Raw genomic sequence first — 14,609 nt, 5'->3', positions numbered from 1 at the left:
AAAACCACGGCTTCGATAGACCCCGGGCCACCCCGTTGCCATTGAAACCGTGGTTACGCCTAATTGAATAGTTACGATCCACGAGTGGTTGTTAACAACATCGTCATCATAAACCGTCCGTCCGCCGTCTGTAAACGCTTAATTTGATTTTGGAACATTCTCCGCCAGCCCTTGCCCGGGGTGCGTGCGACGTAAATGTCGTCAGGCGGGCGTGCTTGCGCGAAAATGTTCGGCTATGTTCACATCACCAGCTCCGTTCACACGGAACATGTCACATCCGACCCATGAACAGCGGCCCATGCACCCCAAAAATTCCCATATTCATTGGTTTTCACTTGACGTCTGCCGGCGCTGATGATAGGCTGTCCTCGTGAACAAAAACAAACATTAGCGAACACAGAAAGGGGGCGTGCGCATGCTCAAGCGAGAACGGCTGCTGACGATCCAGCAGCTGGTCGACCACAAAGGCATCGTGACCGTCAATGAGATCGGCGAAGCGCTCGGCGTCTCGACCATGACCGTTCGGCGCGACCTTGAGGAGCTCGACGACGCGCACGCACTGGTCCGGATCCACGGCGGTGCGCAGAGCTTGCACTTACGAGAAACACCGGAACTCTCGCGGATCCAAAAGCGGAACCTGCACGTCAAGGACAAAAACGCGGTCGCCAAGACCGCGGCTGGCCTGATCCAACCGGGTGACACCGTGTACTTGGGCCCCGGCACGACCAATGAGCTGATCGCCGATCACCTGACGCTTCACGATGTCCGGATCGTCACGAACAGCTTGCCCGTGTTCCAGAGCTTCCAGGCCCGCGCCGACCAGTTCGCCTTGCAGCTGATCGGCGGGAGCTACCGGGCGCGCTCCGGGGCGTTCATCGGGAGCCTCGCCAATGAAGTTTTGGCTCACCTGCGCACCACCAAGGCGTTCATCAGCGTCAACGGCCTCGACGGCAACGCGATCACCAACGCGAACCCCGAAGAAGGCCAGACGCAGCGCATCGCCATGGATAACACCGCACACCGCTTCGTCGTCGCAGACCTGAGCAAGCTCAATCAGCAAGACTTCTACACGTTCTACGAGCTTGATCAGACCGACGGCTTGATCACCAACGCGGCGATCGACGCAGCGGACCGCGCGGCGTACAGTCAATACACGACTGTGATCACCACAGCCTAGCCATTTTTGCAAAGGAGAGTTCAACCATGGATGTAGTTATTGGTGCAGACCGCGATGGGTTCGAGATGAAAGAGGCTGTCAAAGCCTACTTGACCGACCACGCTTACCGCGTGATCGATGTGTCGCCGGAACCCGCGGCAGACTTCGTCGATTCATCCGTTGCCGTTGCCGAGAAGATCCTGACCGGTGCCGCGCACAAGGCGATCATGTTCGACCGCTACGGTGTCGGCTCCGCGATGGCGTCCAACAAGCTCAAGGGCATGGTCACCGCCAACGTGAGCGAAGAGAACACCGCCCACATGACCGCTGAGCACAACGGCGCCAAGGCAATCTCGATCGGGACCGGCATCCTCGGCCTCGACAAGGCGCTGACCATCATTCAGCGCTACTTGGATACGGAGTACGCCGGCGGCCGCCATCAGGTCCGCCTCGACATGCTCGAGAAAATGATTTAGGTCAGAAAGGAAGCACAATCATGATCATTGCTATCGGGAACGACCACATCGTGACAGACGTCAAGATCCAGATCTCGAACATGCTCAAGGACCTGGGCTACGACGTCATCGACGAAGGCACCTATGACACACACCGCACGCACTACCCGATCTACGGCAAGAAAGTCGCCGAAGACGTGGCAGACGGCCGCGCCGACCTCGGCGTCGTGCTGTGCGGCACCGGCATCGGCATCTCCACCGCGGCAGACAAGAACGAAGGCATCCGGGCCGCTTTGGTCTCCGACGTCACCAGCGCGGTCTACGCACGCGAACAGCTGAACGCCAACATCATCGGCTTCGGCGGCGCGACCGTCGGGGAACACCTGGCTGAAGACATCGTCAAGGCCTTCCTTGACGCGACGTACAAGGCCGACGACGCGAACAAAGCGATCATCGACAAGATCGACCACCTCGCTCCGGCGAACCCGGACCAAAAAGACAACCCCCACTTCTTCGACGAAGAGATCGAGAAGTGGAACGAAGGCGTCTACCACGACTGAAGGCACACGGCTGGCTTCGCTAGCCGCAAGCGCCGCCACGACGGGATGTAACGCTTGCATTAAACATTTGGACCAAAATGCGCTACACTATAGCTGAGCGGCTCTGGCCGTCACAAAATACTTGGAGGGACTATTAATGTCTGTAAAGCTTACTGCTGGTCAACTGGCACACCTGAAGAAACTGTCTGATGAGAACAACGTCATCTCTGCGCTGGCGATCGACCAACGCGGTTCCCTGAAGAAGATGATCGCGGCCGCCGCGAACCAACCTTCGAACGAGACCGAGATCGTTGACTTCAAAAAGGCTGTGTCTGCGGAACTGACGAAGTACGCAAGTTCCATCCTGCTGGACCCAGAATACGGGCTGCCAGCAGCGAACGTTCGCGATGACAACGCGGGCCTGCTGCTCTCCTACGAAAAGACGGGCTACGATGCCACCGAGCCTGGCCGCTTCCCTGATCTGATCGACGACCAAAGCGCGCTGCGCATCGCCGAAGAAGGCGGGGACGCCGTGAAGTTCCTGCTGTACTACGACACAGACGAATCCGATGCGATCAACGACCGCAAGAAGGCCTTCGTTGAACGCGTCGGGGCCGAAGCCAAGGCCAACGACCTGCCAATGTTCCTGGAGCTAGTCTCCTACGACGCCAACATGGACTCTGTGACCGATGAAGCCTACTCCAAGGTCAAGCCACACAAGGTCATCGAGATGACCAAGGAATTCTCGAACCCACGCTACAACGTGGCGGTCCTGAAGCTTGAAGTGCCAGTCAACCAGAAGTTCGTCGAAGGCTTCACCGAAGACGGTGTGACGCCCGTCTACACCAAGGCTGAAGCGGCGGCTTACTACAAGGAACAGTCCGATGCAACGGACCTGCCGTTCATCTTCCTGTCCGCCGGTGTCACCAACGAGCTGTTCTTGAAGGAACTGCAATTCGCCAAGGACGCTGGTTCCACCTTCAACGGCGTGCTCTGCGGCCGGGCGACCTGGAAGAACGGCGTCAAGCCATTCGCTGCTGACGGCGAAGAAGCCGGCAAGCAGTGGTTGCAGACCGAAGGCAAGGCGAACATCGACCGCCTGAACAAGGTCCTGGCCACGACCGCGACCCCATGGACGAACAAGGTCACCACCGACTAATTCGATCAGTCATTTCGGAAAAGCCGCTCCCGAGAAGGGCTCGGCTTTTTTTTCGGCAAAAATCCCCCCTCACCCGCACACAAAAGGAGCCTGACTCATGATCCTGACCGTCACCATGAACCCATCCATCGACATCGCTTATCCCCTCGAGCACCTCGCGATCGACACCGTCAACCGCATCACCGACGTCCGCAAGACCGCCGGTGGCAAGGGGTTGAACGTCTCACGCGTCGCCCACCTGCTCGGCCACCCACTGATCGCCACCGGCGTGCTCGGCGGCAACTTCGGCCGCTTCATCGAGGCGCGCCTCGATGAAGACGGCATCGCGCACGACTTCACCCACATCGACCAGGAATCGCGGCAGTGCATCGCGATCCTCCACGACGGCGGCAACCAAACAGAGATCCTCGAAGCCGGTCCGACCCTGAGCGAAGCCGACGGCGAAGCGTTTCTCGCCCACTTCGACCAGCTACTCGACACGGCCAGCGTCGTCACCATCTCTGGGTCGCTACCGCGCGGACTCGCCCCCGACTTCTACGTCACGATGATCGCTCACGCTGCCACCAAGCAGGTCAAGGTGATCCTCGATGCCTCCGGGGCCGCTTTGAAGGCTGGGCTCACGGCGGCCGTCAAGCCACTGCTGATCAAGCCCAACGAAGACGAGCTCGCCGCCTTGCTCGACGTGCCCGTCGACAAGCACGACCTACCGGCACTCAAGCAGCACCTGCAAGACCCGCTTTTTGACGGTATCGAGTGGATCGTCGTCTCGCTGGGCGCTGCCGGGGCGTTCGTCAAGCACAACGATCACTATTACCAAGCCGCGATCCCGAAGATCAACGTCGTCAACCCGGTCGGCTCCGGCGATTCGACCCTGGCCGGGCTCGCCATGGCGATCGATGACGGCGCGTCCGATGAGACCGTGATGAAGACCGCCATGACCACCGGTATGCTCAACACGATGGAAGCTGAGACCGGCTTCGTCGATCCGACTCGCTTCGACGACTACTTCGCCCAAGTCACCATCATCCCCCAATAAGAAGAAGGCAACCATGACACAATTAGACCAATTACGCACCCAAAACCCAGACCGCGACATCCTGACACTTGACGATCCCGCGTTCGCGGATTACGGCATCGTCTACCCGCAATACACGCTCACCGACCTGACCGCGGCCATGCGCGAGATCCCGATCCCCACCGGGGCCAATGTCTACGTCCCGTCCAACCCGACCCTGGAGGCTTTGCCGGTCATCCAGCAGATCGGCGCAGATGTGTTCGCGGGCCTGCCGATCGAAGCCGGCGAGTGTGCCGGCCACAGCCAGTCCCTGACCGCCGTTGAGTTTCATCAAGGTAGTGAGCTGAACATCTTCATGACCCCCGTCGTCATGGTGATCGGCAAGCGCAGTCAGCTACACGCCGGCCAGTTCAACGCCGAGCGCGACGCCAAGCTGTTCTACGTGCCGGCCGGGACCGTCGTCGAGTTCTACAGCGACACCCTGCACTACAGCCCGTGCGAGGTGACCACTGCCGGGTTCAAGTTCGTTGTGATGCTGATCCAAGGCACCAACCAGCCGTTCCCGGCCGGCTACCACAGCGATAACCCGTTGATCGTCAAGCAGAACAAATTCCAGGTCGTTCACCCGTCGCGCACGGATAAGATCGCCCAAGGCATCGCCGTTGGGGTGACCGGCGCGCTCGTCAGCGTCGACCCGCTACAGGAGGCATAATCCATGATCACCATCGAATCCGACCACTTCACCGCCGCCATCGACCCCCACGGTGCCGAGCTGACCAGCTTGGTCCGCAAAGCCGACGGGCACGAGTTCATCTGGACAGACACCACCGGCCAATACTGGGGCCGCCACGCCCCACTGCTGTTTCCCGCCATCGGCAAGTCCAACGACGACCAGTACACCCTGGACGGTCAGCCGTATCCGATGCGCCAGCACGGCTTCGCCCGCGACTATGAGTTCGCGAGCATCACGAAAGCCGGCGTCGATCGCGTGCAACTGACCTTGCGGGCGAACGCCGAGACCAAGGCGATGTACCCCTTCGACTTCGCGCTCACTGTGGCGTATCAGCTGACCGATGCCGGCCTAGCGATCCGCTACACGGTCGCGAACGGCTCGCGCGAGCCGATGCCGTTTGCCCTCGGGTTTCACCCTGGTTTTGCGCTCAGCCAGCCGCTTGAAGATTACACCGTCACGCTGAACGGCGCCAAAGTCCCGTTGCATCAGTTCGGGATCGGTCCGGTCCCGTTCCGCAACGGTGAGATCACGCCGCTGCCCGCCGCAGACGGCAATGTGATCCCGTTGAGCCACGCCTTGCTCGATGATGGCTTGATCATCGTCGATGCACCCGAGGCGACCAGCGCGACGCTGGCGACTAAGGCCGGCGGACCCGAAGTGACCTTAGACCTCACCGACTTCCCGTACCTGACACTCTGGAGCCCGGAAGGCCAAAACGCCCCGTTCGTCTGCGTCGAGCCGTTCAACGGCCTGCCGGACGCCGCCGGGACCCCGACGAATTGGTTCAAGAAACTTGGCAACACCGTCATTGAAGGCGGTGAGCAGCGGACGATGACGACCACCCTGACCCTCGGGTGACCACCGCTGCCCCTGACCCGCAGTCCCGCTTGGGCTGCGGGTCTTTTTGGGGCCACCGGTAAGCACTTGGTTGATCACGCCCCGCTGCGCGAGGCGTCTGGCTTGCCCCCGAGAAGGTTGACTCACTATACTTTAGATAGATGGGCTTGGCGCACGCCGAGACCTTCGCTGTCAATGATCGACCCTGGTCACACCCACTCGGAGGAGGACGATAGCATGACTCAGCATCATACCACGATCAACCACGGGCAGGCCGTCTGGCGCTGGCTCACCGTCTGCTTGGCGGCAGGCTTACTGCTCAGCCTGGCAGTGGCCCCACCCGCTTCGGTCCAAGCCGCTGATGCCCAAGAAACCAGCGATCGCGCGCTCGGGACCCTGACGATCACCTTCAAAGACAAGACAAGCGGCGCCACCCTAGACCAGATGACCAGCGTCGGCCAGGCCACCGTTCAAGGCGCCCTCGGCGTCGCGTGGCGCGATGAGGCCCAAGGCCAGTTCACCGCCCCATTCATCGCCAATGTCACCGCGCTGCTGCCAGATGGCTACTGACTGCTCGAATTTGCCGCGCAGCCAAGGCCAGACGCCGGCGAAGGGCGCTTCCTCAGCGGGCCGGCGCAGGCCATCCAGCTGGTCGTCGAACCGGTGACGACCGCCGTTGCCCCGCGCGCCGACGTGACGATCCCCGTCTATTACCGCGACACGACGACCGACGCGCTGATCGACACCCTGGCCTTGACCGACGCGTACGACACCGAGTTTTCGACCCGCTCCGAGGAGATCGGGCAAAACGTCCCGGCCGGCTACACGATCGACACCACCCGCCTGCCGGACCAACTGCCGATGTACTTCGGCGACCCCGCCGTGCCGAGCCTGACGTTTTACGTTCAGAAACTACCCGACGTGACGATCCCCGTCTACTACCGCGACACCAAGACCGGTGCGCTGATCCATACCCTCGCCCTGACCGCCCAGTACGATACCGAGTTTTCGACCCGCTCCGAGGAGATCGGGCAAAACGTCCCGGCCGGCTACACGATCGACACCACCCGCCTGCCGGAGCAGCTCCCGCTGTACTTCGGCGATCCCGCCGTCACGAGTCTGACCTTCTACCTGGTCGCGACCACGCCAGGCGGCAACTGTGACCAAGGCAATGGTGCTGGCGGCAACGGCACGGCTGGTAACGGGACGAACGGTAACGGTATCGATGGCCAGCCGTCCGGCAACCCCGACACGGTCAGCCACCCCAGCGCCGATCAGCAGCCACCGACAACTAGCACCCAACAAGTGCTGCCGCAGACCGGTGCAACAACAACGCCGGCCGCCGCGGGAGCCGGCGCGCTTCTCACGCTGGTCAGCCTCATCGGGCTCGCTGGGACACGGCGCAAGCACAGCTGAGACCGATCGCACCACCAAAAAAAGGCCATACGGCCTTTTTTTGCGTTCATCGAGACTTTCCTCAGCCGCCCCGGGCCGCCGAGCCATGCCCATTGCTGGTGCCGCGCGGGCGAGCCCGTCAAGCTCAATGCCCCCGAAAGTGCGCCAGCGCTTAGCGACCCGCCCACAAGTTCACGCCAGCGGCGGTTGGGGCAGATCGCGGTACTGGAGCTGAAACTGATGCGCGCCCCGTGCCAGGGTCAGCACGAGCGGCCCATCGTAGAGACTCAGGAGTGGCCCGAGCTTGGCGCTGACCATCACGGACTCGAGCTTCACGGCCAACTGTTGAAGTTGAATTTGCATCAGCAGGTCCGACGTGTCGGGCAGCCCGATCAACGCGATCCCACTGCCCGCCTGTGCCCGTTCGAGCACCTGCAGGCCCGCTGCTTCACACTGAGCGCGTTCGAGCGCCGAGAGCTGCCCGCCAGCGGTCAAGATGAAGCTGGGCCGCCGCCCGCCAGCCCGCTGCAACGCCTCGAGGAACGCCGTCACCGGCCGCGGCACCCCGAGCTGAAAATGCGTGATCTCGACGGTGCGCGCGCTCAGCGCCTGCGCGTAGCTCGGCGTGTCGTCCGCACGCGCGATCATCGCCTGACGCGCCGCCAGTTCGTCGCTCAGTGCGCGGATCGTAGTCAGCACGGCTTGCCTACGGGGGCTCAGGTGCCCACCAGCCGCCTGAAGCTGCTCGACGCGCGCTTGTTCGCCCTCTAACGCCTCGATCAACTGGGCGACCGCGCCAGTCGGACGATCGCCGCGGGGCGCAACCGCGGGGCGGCTAAGCTGTTTGGCCATCAGCTGTTGATCTGAGTCGAGCTCCGCCAAGGCGGCCTGGCCCAGGTACTCGACCGCCTCCCAGTCATCCGACCAACTGGACCAAAACGCCTCGACCAGCGTCCAGTCTGACCCCTGCAACGCGGCTTGGATCAGTTCACCCAAGCGCCTGGCGATCACCCGGTCCAAGATCGGCTTGAGCGGCGCGATGCGGCGGCGGAAGTGGGCCAAAGACCCCACGGAAAACGGCAGGCTCGGATGGTACCCCGTCAGGCCGACGAAGTACTGGAACGCCGGGACCTCCCGAATCGCTTGGAAGACTGCTCGATCCGTCAGACCCGTTCGGTCCTTGATCAGCTGGGCGGCATAGAGTTGGCGAAAGGGTGTCCCCTGGCGGCCCGAATCCGCGGCAAAGTCGAGCTGATAGATCGCTTCTAGCGCCTGCCAAGGCAGTTGACCGGCGAGTTCGACCCACTCGTTGTCGGCGTTGAGCGGATACCCACCAGACGCCCCTTGTGATTGGTTCTGCTGTGTGTAGACCATCTCATCCCTCCTGTGATTGGGCCAAAAGGGACCCCTGAGCCGCTGCCGGTCAAAGATCCCTCCAATGTCATGTTCAAGTCATCCGTGGGGTGCGCGCCCGCGGACCACGCGCTTCATCCAGCCGACTGCGGTTAGGCGCGGCGCTTGCGGTCGTGCCCTGCGAGGCCAAACAGGGCCCCGATCACCGCCACGACCCCAAGGGAGGCGATCGCTGGGTTCACTTCGTCACCCGTCTGCGGGAGCGCTGCCTTGGTTGCACGCGGTGCCGGCGTCTTGGCCGCCACTGGCTTGATCGTCGGCGTCGGGTCGCCTTGGCCCTTGGTGTCGTCGGTCGGATCCGTCACCGGCGTCTTAGGCAGCGGCGTCGGGTCAGTCTGATCGTTGTTGTCATCGATCGGGTCTGTCACCGGCGTCTTGACGTGCGGCGTCCGGTCGCCCTGGCCGTAGGTGTCGTCCACCGTTTCCGTCACTGGCGTCTTGACGTGTGGCGTCCGGTCAGTCGTGGCGTAGGTGTCATCCACCGTCTCTGTTACCGGCGTCTTGACGTGCGGCGTCCGGTCGCCCTGGCCGTAGGTGTCGTCCACCGTTTCCGTTACCGGCGTCTTGATGTGCGGCGTCCGGTCAGTCGTGGCGTAGGTGTCGTCCACCGTTTCCGTCACCGGCGTCTTGACGTGTGGTGTCCGGTCAGTCGTGGCGTAGGTGTCATCCACTGTTTCTGTTACCGGCGTCTTGACGTGCGGCGTCCGGTCAGTCGTGGCGTAGGTGTCATCCACCGTCTCTGTTACCGGCGTCTTGATGTGCGGCGTCCGGTCAGTCGTGGCATAGGTGTCATCTGCTTTTTCCGTCACCATCGCTTTTTGGGCCCGCTCGATGATCGCATTGAGTTCCGCTGGGTCAAAAGTGAACCCGACACCGCTATCGTCGACGGTGACCACTGCGCTGTTGAACAGGTAGTCGATCGCACCGTAGAAGCTGCGCTTGGTGACCGGGTCGGTCACGTTGCCGACTGCGGCGACTTGCTTCTTCGCCGTCGCCTTAAGGTATTCCTTGACGCCTTGCGCGATCGGCTTCATTGCGGCGTACAGCGCGTCTTTATCTGCAATCTTGCCACTACGCACCAACCCGGCGAGGTAATCGAAGTCACCGTAGAACGACCGATTCGTCACGGTGTCCTTGACGTTGCCGAACGCCTGCACCATCTTCTTGTTGTTCGCAATACGATTCAGCAGATCTGCTTGAACGCTGACTTCTGCGACTGCCGGCGCGGCCTCTGCCGCCGCCACCGTCTGTGCCCCGAGCGCCTGAACGCTGAACAGTGTCGCTGCGGCGATCCCCGCAGCGATCCAGGTCTTACGCACCGCGGCCATTTTTTCCCCTTGATCCCTCATATCAAAATCCCCCTAAAATTAAGATATTTCTACCCGCGGACTCCCCCAAGTCACGTACTTCGGATATTAGCCGAATTGTAAGCTATATAAACTATCGTGTCTATACCGAAAATTGTAAAAACAGTTTGTTTCAGGCGAATCATTATGGTTGTTCAATTATATATTTCAGCATTTAATTAATTGTTAGTCTAATTAATAAATTGTACTTTTCTAATTTCATTTACGATTTGAATCAACAGAACGGTTTGCCCCCCCTTTTCTCTCGCGTCACGTGCGGTCATTTCAACCCATCCCTCTGTCCGGCGACTACGATCGGGTCCCGATTCCGTGGGCGCGCTTCCATGCCCTCAAAAATCAAAATCCGATCTCTCAAAAAGCGACCGCTGGGCCCAGCTGACCCGCTCTTCACGTCGGGATGCACGCGGACCTTTGTTATTTATTAAATTTTGCGTGGCTGCCAGTTGCCAACCACACAAAAAAGCCGCGGCGATCGCCGCGACCTTGTCGTGTGTGCAATTGTTATCCGACCAAGCTCCCGTTTTCCAGGCTCGAGTCGACGGCCAGTAGTGTGATGTGGCCCTGACTGTCTTCGGCTGACAGCAACATGCCTTCGCTCATCTCGCCCTTCAGCTTGCGCGGCTTCAGGTTGACGACCGCCATCACTTTTTGCCCCTTCAGCGCGTCGTAGTCCGGGTAATACTCGGCGATGCCCGACAGGATCTGGCGCGTGCCCTCATCCCCCGCATCAAGCGTGAACTTGAGGAGCTTATCCGCACCGTGGACCTTCTCGACATTCAGGATCTCGGCCACGCGGATCTCTGATTGATCGAAGGCCTTGAACTCGATCTCGCCTTTGCGGGTCGCCGGGTCAACGGTCGGCTGCTGCTTAGGCGGTGTCATCTGCGCCTTGATGTAGGCGACCTCTTCTTCGACGTCGAGGCGTGGGAAGATCGGTGTCCCCTTAGCGACGATCTGGTTGCCGGCCGGCAGGTGCCCCCATTCAAGGCGCTCCTGCTCGTCGATCGCCGGATCCAGCCCGAGCTGACCGAAGATCTGCTTCGGCGCATGGGTCATGACCGGCTGGATCAACAGCGCGATCAGGCGCAGGCTTTCGGCTAGGTGGCCCATGACGCTGGCGAGCTGTCCCGCCTTGGCCGGGTCCTTGGCCAGGTTCCACGGCTCGGTCTCGTCGATGTACTTGTTGGCGCGGGCGACCAGCTTCCACGCTGCATCCAGCGCGTCGTTGAACTGGAGCTTGCCCATCAGCGTGTGGTAATCCGCGATCGTCTTGGCGGCCACGGCTTCAAGGTCGTCATCGAACGGCGTCGCTTCAACTTGCTTCAGGTCTGGCAGCACCCCACCTTCGTACTTGTTGATCATCGCGACCGTCCGGTTGAGCAAGTTGCCCAAGTCGTTGGCCAAGTCGTAGTTGATGCGGTCGATGAAGTCTTCAGGGGTGAAAATGCCATCATTGCCAAACGGAATGGCGCGCATCAGGTAGTAGCGAAGCGCATCCAGACCGTAGCGCTCGACCAGCATCTCAGGATAGATCGCGTTGCCCTTAGACTTGGACATTTTGCCATCTTTCATCACCAGCCAGCCGTGCCCATAGATCTTCTTCGGGATCGGCAACCCTAGCGCCATCAGGATGATCGGCCAGTAGATCGTGTGGAAGCGCACGATCTCTTTGCCGATCAGCTGAAGGTCTGCCGGCCAGTACTTGTCGAACAGGTCGTGGTTGTCCGAGCCGTAGCCCAGCGCGGTGATATAGTTGAGCAGGGCATCGACCCACACGTAGACGACGTGCTTCGGGTTCTCCGGCACCGGGACGCCCCAGTTGAAGCTGGTGCGGCTCATTGCGAGGTCTTCAAGCCCCGGCTTGATGAAGTTGTTGAGCATCTCGTTTTTACGTGATTCCGGCTGGATGAAGTCCGGGTGTTCATCGTAGAACTGAACGAGCCGGTCCGTGTACTTGCTCATGCGGAAGAAGTAGCTCTCTTCCTTGACCAGCTGAACGTCGTGCCCGGATGGGGCCTTACCGCCGATGACGTTGCCGTCCTCATCGCGGTAGACCTCCGCCAGCTGCGGTTCAGTGAAGTACTCTTCGTCTTCGACCGAATACCAGCCGGTGTACTCACCGAGGTAGACGTCACCCTGCTTGATCAGGCGCTCGACGATGGTCTGGACCGCCTTGACGTGTTCCGCGTCAGTGGTGCGAATGAACTTATCGTTGGTGATCTCCAGCAGCTGCCAGAGCGTCTTGATCTGAGCGACCATCCCGTCGACGTACGCCTGCGGGGTGATGCCGAGCTTCTCGGCTTTTTGTTCGATCTTCAGGCCGTGTTCGTCTGTCCCGGTCAGGAAAAAGACGTCGAAGCCCATCAACCGCTTGTAGCGCGCGATCACATCCGCCGCGATGGTCGAGTACGCGTTACCGATATGTAGCTTGCCGCTCGGATAATAGATCGGCGTGGTCACGTAGAACGTTGGTTTTGCCATGAATAACTGTGCCTCCTGGTTTCATCTCCCCGCGAATGGTGCGGGTGTGTGAAAAGTGCTTAAACTGCCATTCATTATACCATTGGCCGGCCCATATTCATATTCACGCGCGGCCGGCCACCGCTTTTTGTGCGCCCAAGTGCCCGGCGACGACACACCAAACTGGCTAAAACCCGGTTAAAAGGCCGGTCACTCTGGGCTAGCCCGCTCACATAAGCGTAGACTACAGGGCGTCTGACGGTCGATTCCCCGTCAAGTCTGAAGCGTAAGACCTCCGATGCGTGATCGGTGGTGACCCCATGAATAATCGTGCCTTGCTCGCGGCCGAACTTCTCGGCATCTGTCTGCTATTCAGCAATCACATGCTGTTACGCACCGCAGTCAATCTGGTGCCGACGCGACTCGACACCTACCTGGTCGGCCGCAGCTTCCGTCACCCGGCGGCTGGACGCGGCTTGGTGCACGCCAGCATCGTGTTATCGCTTGCGCTGTGCATCCTGACCCACGGGTTCTTCGCGGCGACGACCACCGTCGACTTCAACGGGCAGCACTACGCCGTCAGCTACCGGAGCGCGACGCTCACCAACACGACGTGGGCCGACACGCTCTACCGCCGCTGGGGCCTGATCGACCTGCCGGCTGACCACTGGACCACCAATGAACCCAGCGTCACCCTCGCCGAGCGGACCAAGGCCCATGCGCTGGCCGTCCTGACCGCCACGTGGCCAGGGCACGATTAGTCGTATCGGGGTCAAAACAGTGACAGTTGGCTGGGCCCCAGGTCGTCGAACTGTAACCCGAGCTGAGCGATGAACGCCAAGGCGTTGGCGGCCGCGTCGTGGCCACCGTTGTTATTGAAGATCACGATCACGCGGCGGGCATCCAGCGTGGTCGCGACCTGCCCCAGCGCCTGCAGTTCAGCATCGCTGTACCGATAGTTCGTTCGGCAGCTTCGCCACTGTGGATCGCGCTCCAGCCACCCCGCGGTGTTACGCCCGTGCAGTCGCATGATCGCCAGCGCGGGATCCGTCACCTCAGCGACAAGCGGGACGCTACCGCTGGCCGTCTGTGGCTCGTCCACCACGACATGACTGAACGTCAGCTCGCGCATCAACGCCAGCGTGCTGCCGCGGTAGTCCGGGCTGTACCACCCGTCATTGCGAAACTCCAGCGCCACCGGCACCCCTGGCAACAGCCGGCGGATCAGGTGCAGGTAGCGCACATTTTCGGCGGTGACCCCGAAGTACGGGGGAAGCTGAAACAACGCCGCCGCCAACTGATCCGCCTCGATCAGCGGGGCCAGCGCCCGGCGCCACGCGGTGAACTCGGCCACCGGCTCGTGGTCAGGCGCTTCTTTGTGCCGCGTCATGAACTGCGTCGCCTTGACAATGAATTGAAAACTGGCCGGGACCGCCTGCTGCCAGCGACGCACCGCGTCTGCGGTCGGCAGGGCGTAAAACGTCGTGTCCAGCTCGACGACCGGCAGGTGACCTGCCAGATCCGCCAGTGTGCTGGCCTTGCCTTGACTGGCCAGCGTCGGGTGGTCGGCCACGCTGGTCAGCCCGACGTCGATCCGCCGCATCATGCCCATGGGCCCAAGACCTCAAGGCGCTGCAAGAGATCATCGGCGAACCATGAATCGAACTCCAGTTGCTCGCCCCCTAGCAGGTGTGGCAGCAAGGGCTGCAGGTCTGGCACGATGCCCAGGTTATCTGACGCCAGTAGCCACTCGCGCGACCAGGTCGCCAACACCCCTTCACGCGTCATCTGTGCCCCCGGCAAGGCAGTCGCGGAACGGGCGACGAACAGCCACACGTCGCCCAACCACTTATCGTTGACATGCCAGTGCATCACACCCGCCGGCCGCAAGTCGGCCGGGGTCAGCGCCAAGCCGGTCTCTTCTTCAACTTCGCGCAGGGCCCCGGCTTGCGGTGTCTCACCGGGGTCGACCTTGCCGCCCACGCCGTTCCACAACCCGCGGTACGGCGGCTTCTGCCGGTTGATCATCACGATCCCGCTTGGCGTCTTGACCAGCACCATCGTCCATGTTTTTGCCATC

15 protein-coding genes are annotated in these 14,609 nt (G+C 61.2%); 10 read left to right on the top strand and 5 right to left on the bottom strand.

Features of this window, described 5'->3' with window-relative positions; genetic code table 11:
- Positions 1 to 415: 415 nt before the first annotated feature.
- From HII33_RS02465 to HII33_RS02425, 9 genes are all read left to right on the top strand, one after another.
- Positions 416 to 1,177 (top strand): DeoR/GlpR family DNA-binding transcription regulator, encoded by a 762-nt coding sequence (locus tag HII33_RS02465; RefSeq protein WP_179394210.1) that lies wholly within the window; start codon positions 416 to 418, stop codon positions 1,175 to 1,177.
- A gap of 26 nt (positions 1,178 to 1,203) precedes the next feature.
- On the top strand, positions 1,204 to 1,632 hold the full coding sequence (gene lacA / locus HII33_RS02460; protein ID WP_179394209.1) for a galactose-6-phosphate isomerase subunit LacA: 429 nt from the start codon (positions 1,204 to 1,206) through the stop codon (positions 1,630 to 1,632).
- Between the two features lie 20 nt (positions 1,633 to 1,652).
- Positions 1,653 to 2,171, top strand: coding sequence for a galactose-6-phosphate isomerase subunit LacB (gene lacB / locus HII33_RS02455; protein WP_179394208.1), 519 nt, complete (start codon positions 1,653 to 1,655; stop codon positions 2,169 to 2,171).
- A gap of 136 nt (positions 2,172 to 2,307) precedes the next feature.
- Positions 2,308 to 3,309 (top strand): tagatose-bisphosphate aldolase, encoded by a 1,002-nt coding sequence (locus HII33_RS02450; protein ID WP_179394207.1) that lies wholly within the window; start codon positions 2,308 to 2,310, stop codon positions 3,307 to 3,309.
- Between the two features lie 97 nt (positions 3,310 to 3,406).
- Positions 3,407 to 4,345 carry a tagatose-6-phosphate kinase gene (gene lacC / locus HII33_RS02445; protein ID WP_179394206.1) on the top strand — a complete coding sequence of 313 codons (939 nt, stop codon included), beginning with the start codon at positions 3,407 to 3,409 and terminating at the stop codon, positions 4,343 to 4,345.
- Between the two features lie 13 nt (positions 4,346 to 4,358).
- Entirely contained in the window at positions 4,359 to 5,036 is a 678-nt protein-coding gene (locus tag HII33_RS02440) for a DUF4867 family protein (protein ID WP_179394205.1), read from the top strand.
- A gap of 3 nt (positions 5,037 to 5,039) precedes the next feature.
- Positions 5,040 to 5,915: an aldose 1-epimerase family protein gene (locus tag HII33_RS02435; RefSeq protein WP_179394204.1), complete on the top strand. Its 876-nt coding sequence runs from the start codon at positions 5,040 to 5,042 to the stop codon at positions 5,913 to 5,915.
- 216 nt (positions 5,916 to 6,131) lie between these two features.
- Positions 6,132 to 6,464, top strand: coding sequence for a hypothetical protein (locus tag HII33_RS02430; RefSeq protein WP_179394203.1), 333 nt, complete (start codon positions 6,132 to 6,134; stop codon positions 6,462 to 6,464).
- A gap of 93 nt (positions 6,465 to 6,557) precedes the next feature.
- Entirely contained in the window at positions 6,558 to 7,310 is a 753-nt protein-coding gene (locus tag HII33_RS02425) for a MucBP domain-containing protein (RefSeq protein WP_179394202.1), read from the top strand.
- A gap of 171 nt (positions 7,311 to 7,481) precedes the next feature.
- Here HII33_RS02425 and HII33_RS02420 read toward each other — a convergent pair whose 3' ends face one another.
- From HII33_RS02420 to metG, 3 genes are all read right to left on the bottom strand, one after another.
- Positions 7,482 to 8,663, bottom strand: coding sequence for a transposase (locus HII33_RS02420; protein ID WP_179394201.1), 1,182 nt, complete (start codon positions 8,661 to 8,663; stop codon positions 7,482 to 7,484).
- Between the two features lie 131 nt (positions 8,664 to 8,794).
- Entirely contained in the window at positions 8,795 to 10,051 is a 1,257-nt protein-coding gene (locus tag HII33_RS02415) for an LPXTG cell wall anchor domain-containing protein (protein WP_179394200.1), read from the bottom strand.
- Between the two features lie 519 nt (positions 10,052 to 10,570).
- A complete protein-coding gene (gene metG, locus HII33_RS02410; RefSeq protein WP_179394199.1) occupies positions 10,571 to 12,550 on the bottom strand; it encodes a methionine--tRNA ligase in 1,980 nt (659 codons plus the stop codon).
- Between the two features lie 299 nt (positions 12,551 to 12,849).
- On the opposite strand from metG, the gene HII33_RS02405 reads away from it, so the two are divergent.
- Positions 12,850 to 13,290 (top strand): hypothetical protein, encoded by a 441-nt coding sequence (locus HII33_RS02405; protein WP_179394198.1) that lies wholly within the window; start codon positions 12,850 to 12,852, stop codon positions 13,288 to 13,290.
- An 11-nt stretch (positions 13,291 to 13,301) separates the two neighbouring features.
- Here the strand turns inward: HII33_RS02405 and HII33_RS02400 are convergent, their stop codons facing one another.
- Both HII33_RS02400 and HII33_RS02395 read right to left on the bottom strand, forming a co-directional pair.
- The gene (locus HII33_RS02400) at positions 13,302 to 14,135 is read right to left on the bottom strand and encodes a DUF72 domain-containing protein (protein WP_179394689.1); all 834 of its coding nucleotides are present in this window, start codon (positions 14,133 to 14,135) and stop codon (positions 13,302 to 13,304) included.
- Complete coding sequence (locus tag HII33_RS02395) at positions 14,132 to 14,608, bottom strand: NUDIX hydrolase (protein WP_179394197.1); 477 nt, start codon at positions 14,606 to 14,608, stop codon at positions 14,132 to 14,134. Before HII33_RS02395 ends, HII33_RS02400 begins: the two co-directional genes overlap by 4 nt.
- Position 14,609 lies beyond the last annotated feature (1 nt).

The sequence above is a fragment of the Lacticaseibacillus absianus genome, assembly GCF_013407595.1.
In the GTDB taxonomy this organism is placed as follows: Bacteria; Bacillota; Bacilli; order Lactobacillales; family Lactobacillaceae; genus Lacticaseibacillus; species Lacticaseibacillus absianus.
Note: the sequence above shows the minus strand (reverse complement) of the source record. Positions and strands in the feature narration are given on the sequence as shown.

Bases quoted from the DNA above. Each gene is read 5' to 3' on its own strand.
- HII33_RS02400 (WP_179394689.1), bottom strand. From the start codon at position 14,135: ATGATGCGGCGGATCGACGTCGGGCTGACCAGCGTGGCCGACCACCCG.
- HII33_RS02465 (WP_179394210.1), top strand. From the start codon at position 416: ATGCTCAAGCGAGAACGGCTGCTGACGATCCAGCAGCTGGTCGACCAC.
- lacA (WP_179394209.1), top strand. From the start codon at position 1,204: ATGGATGTAGTTATTGGTGCAGACCGCGATGGGTTCGAGATGAAAGAG.
- HII33_RS02405 (WP_179394198.1), top strand. From the start codon at position 12,850: ATGAATAATCGTGCCTTGCTCGCGGCCGAACTTCTCGGCATCTGTCTG.
- HII33_RS02435 (WP_179394204.1), top strand. From the start codon at position 5,040: ATGATCACCATCGAATCCGACCACTTCACCGCCGCCATCGACCCCCAC.
- lacB (WP_179394208.1), top strand. From the start codon at position 1,653: ATGATCATTGCTATCGGGAACGACCACATCGTGACAGACGTCAAGATC.
- lacC (WP_179394206.1), top strand. From the start codon at position 3,407: ATGATCCTGACCGTCACCATGAACCCATCCATCGACATCGCTTATCCC.
- metG (WP_179394199.1), bottom strand. From the start codon at position 12,550: ATGGCAAAACCAACGTTCTACGTGACCACGCCGATCTATTATCCGAGC.
- HII33_RS02440 (WP_179394205.1), top strand. From the start codon at position 4,359: ATGACACAATTAGACCAATTACGCACCCAAAACCCAGACCGCGACATC.
- HII33_RS02430 (WP_179394203.1), top strand. From the start codon at position 6,132: ATGACTCAGCATCATACCACGATCAACCACGGGCAGGCCGTCTGGCGC.
- HII33_RS02420 (WP_179394201.1), bottom strand. From the start codon at position 8,663: ATGGTCTACACACAGCAGAACCAATCACAAGGGGCGTCTGGTGGGTAT.
- HII33_RS02415 (WP_179394200.1), bottom strand. From the start codon at position 10,051: ATGAGGGATCAAGGGGAAAAAATGGCCGCGGTGCGTAAGACCTGGATC.
- HII33_RS02395 (WP_179394197.1), bottom strand. From the start codon at position 14,608: ATGGCAAAAACATGGACGATGGTGCTGGTCAAGACGCCAAGCGGGATC.
- HII33_RS02450 (WP_179394207.1), top strand. From the start codon at position 2,308: ATGTCTGTAAAGCTTACTGCTGGTCAACTGGCACACCTGAAGAAACTG.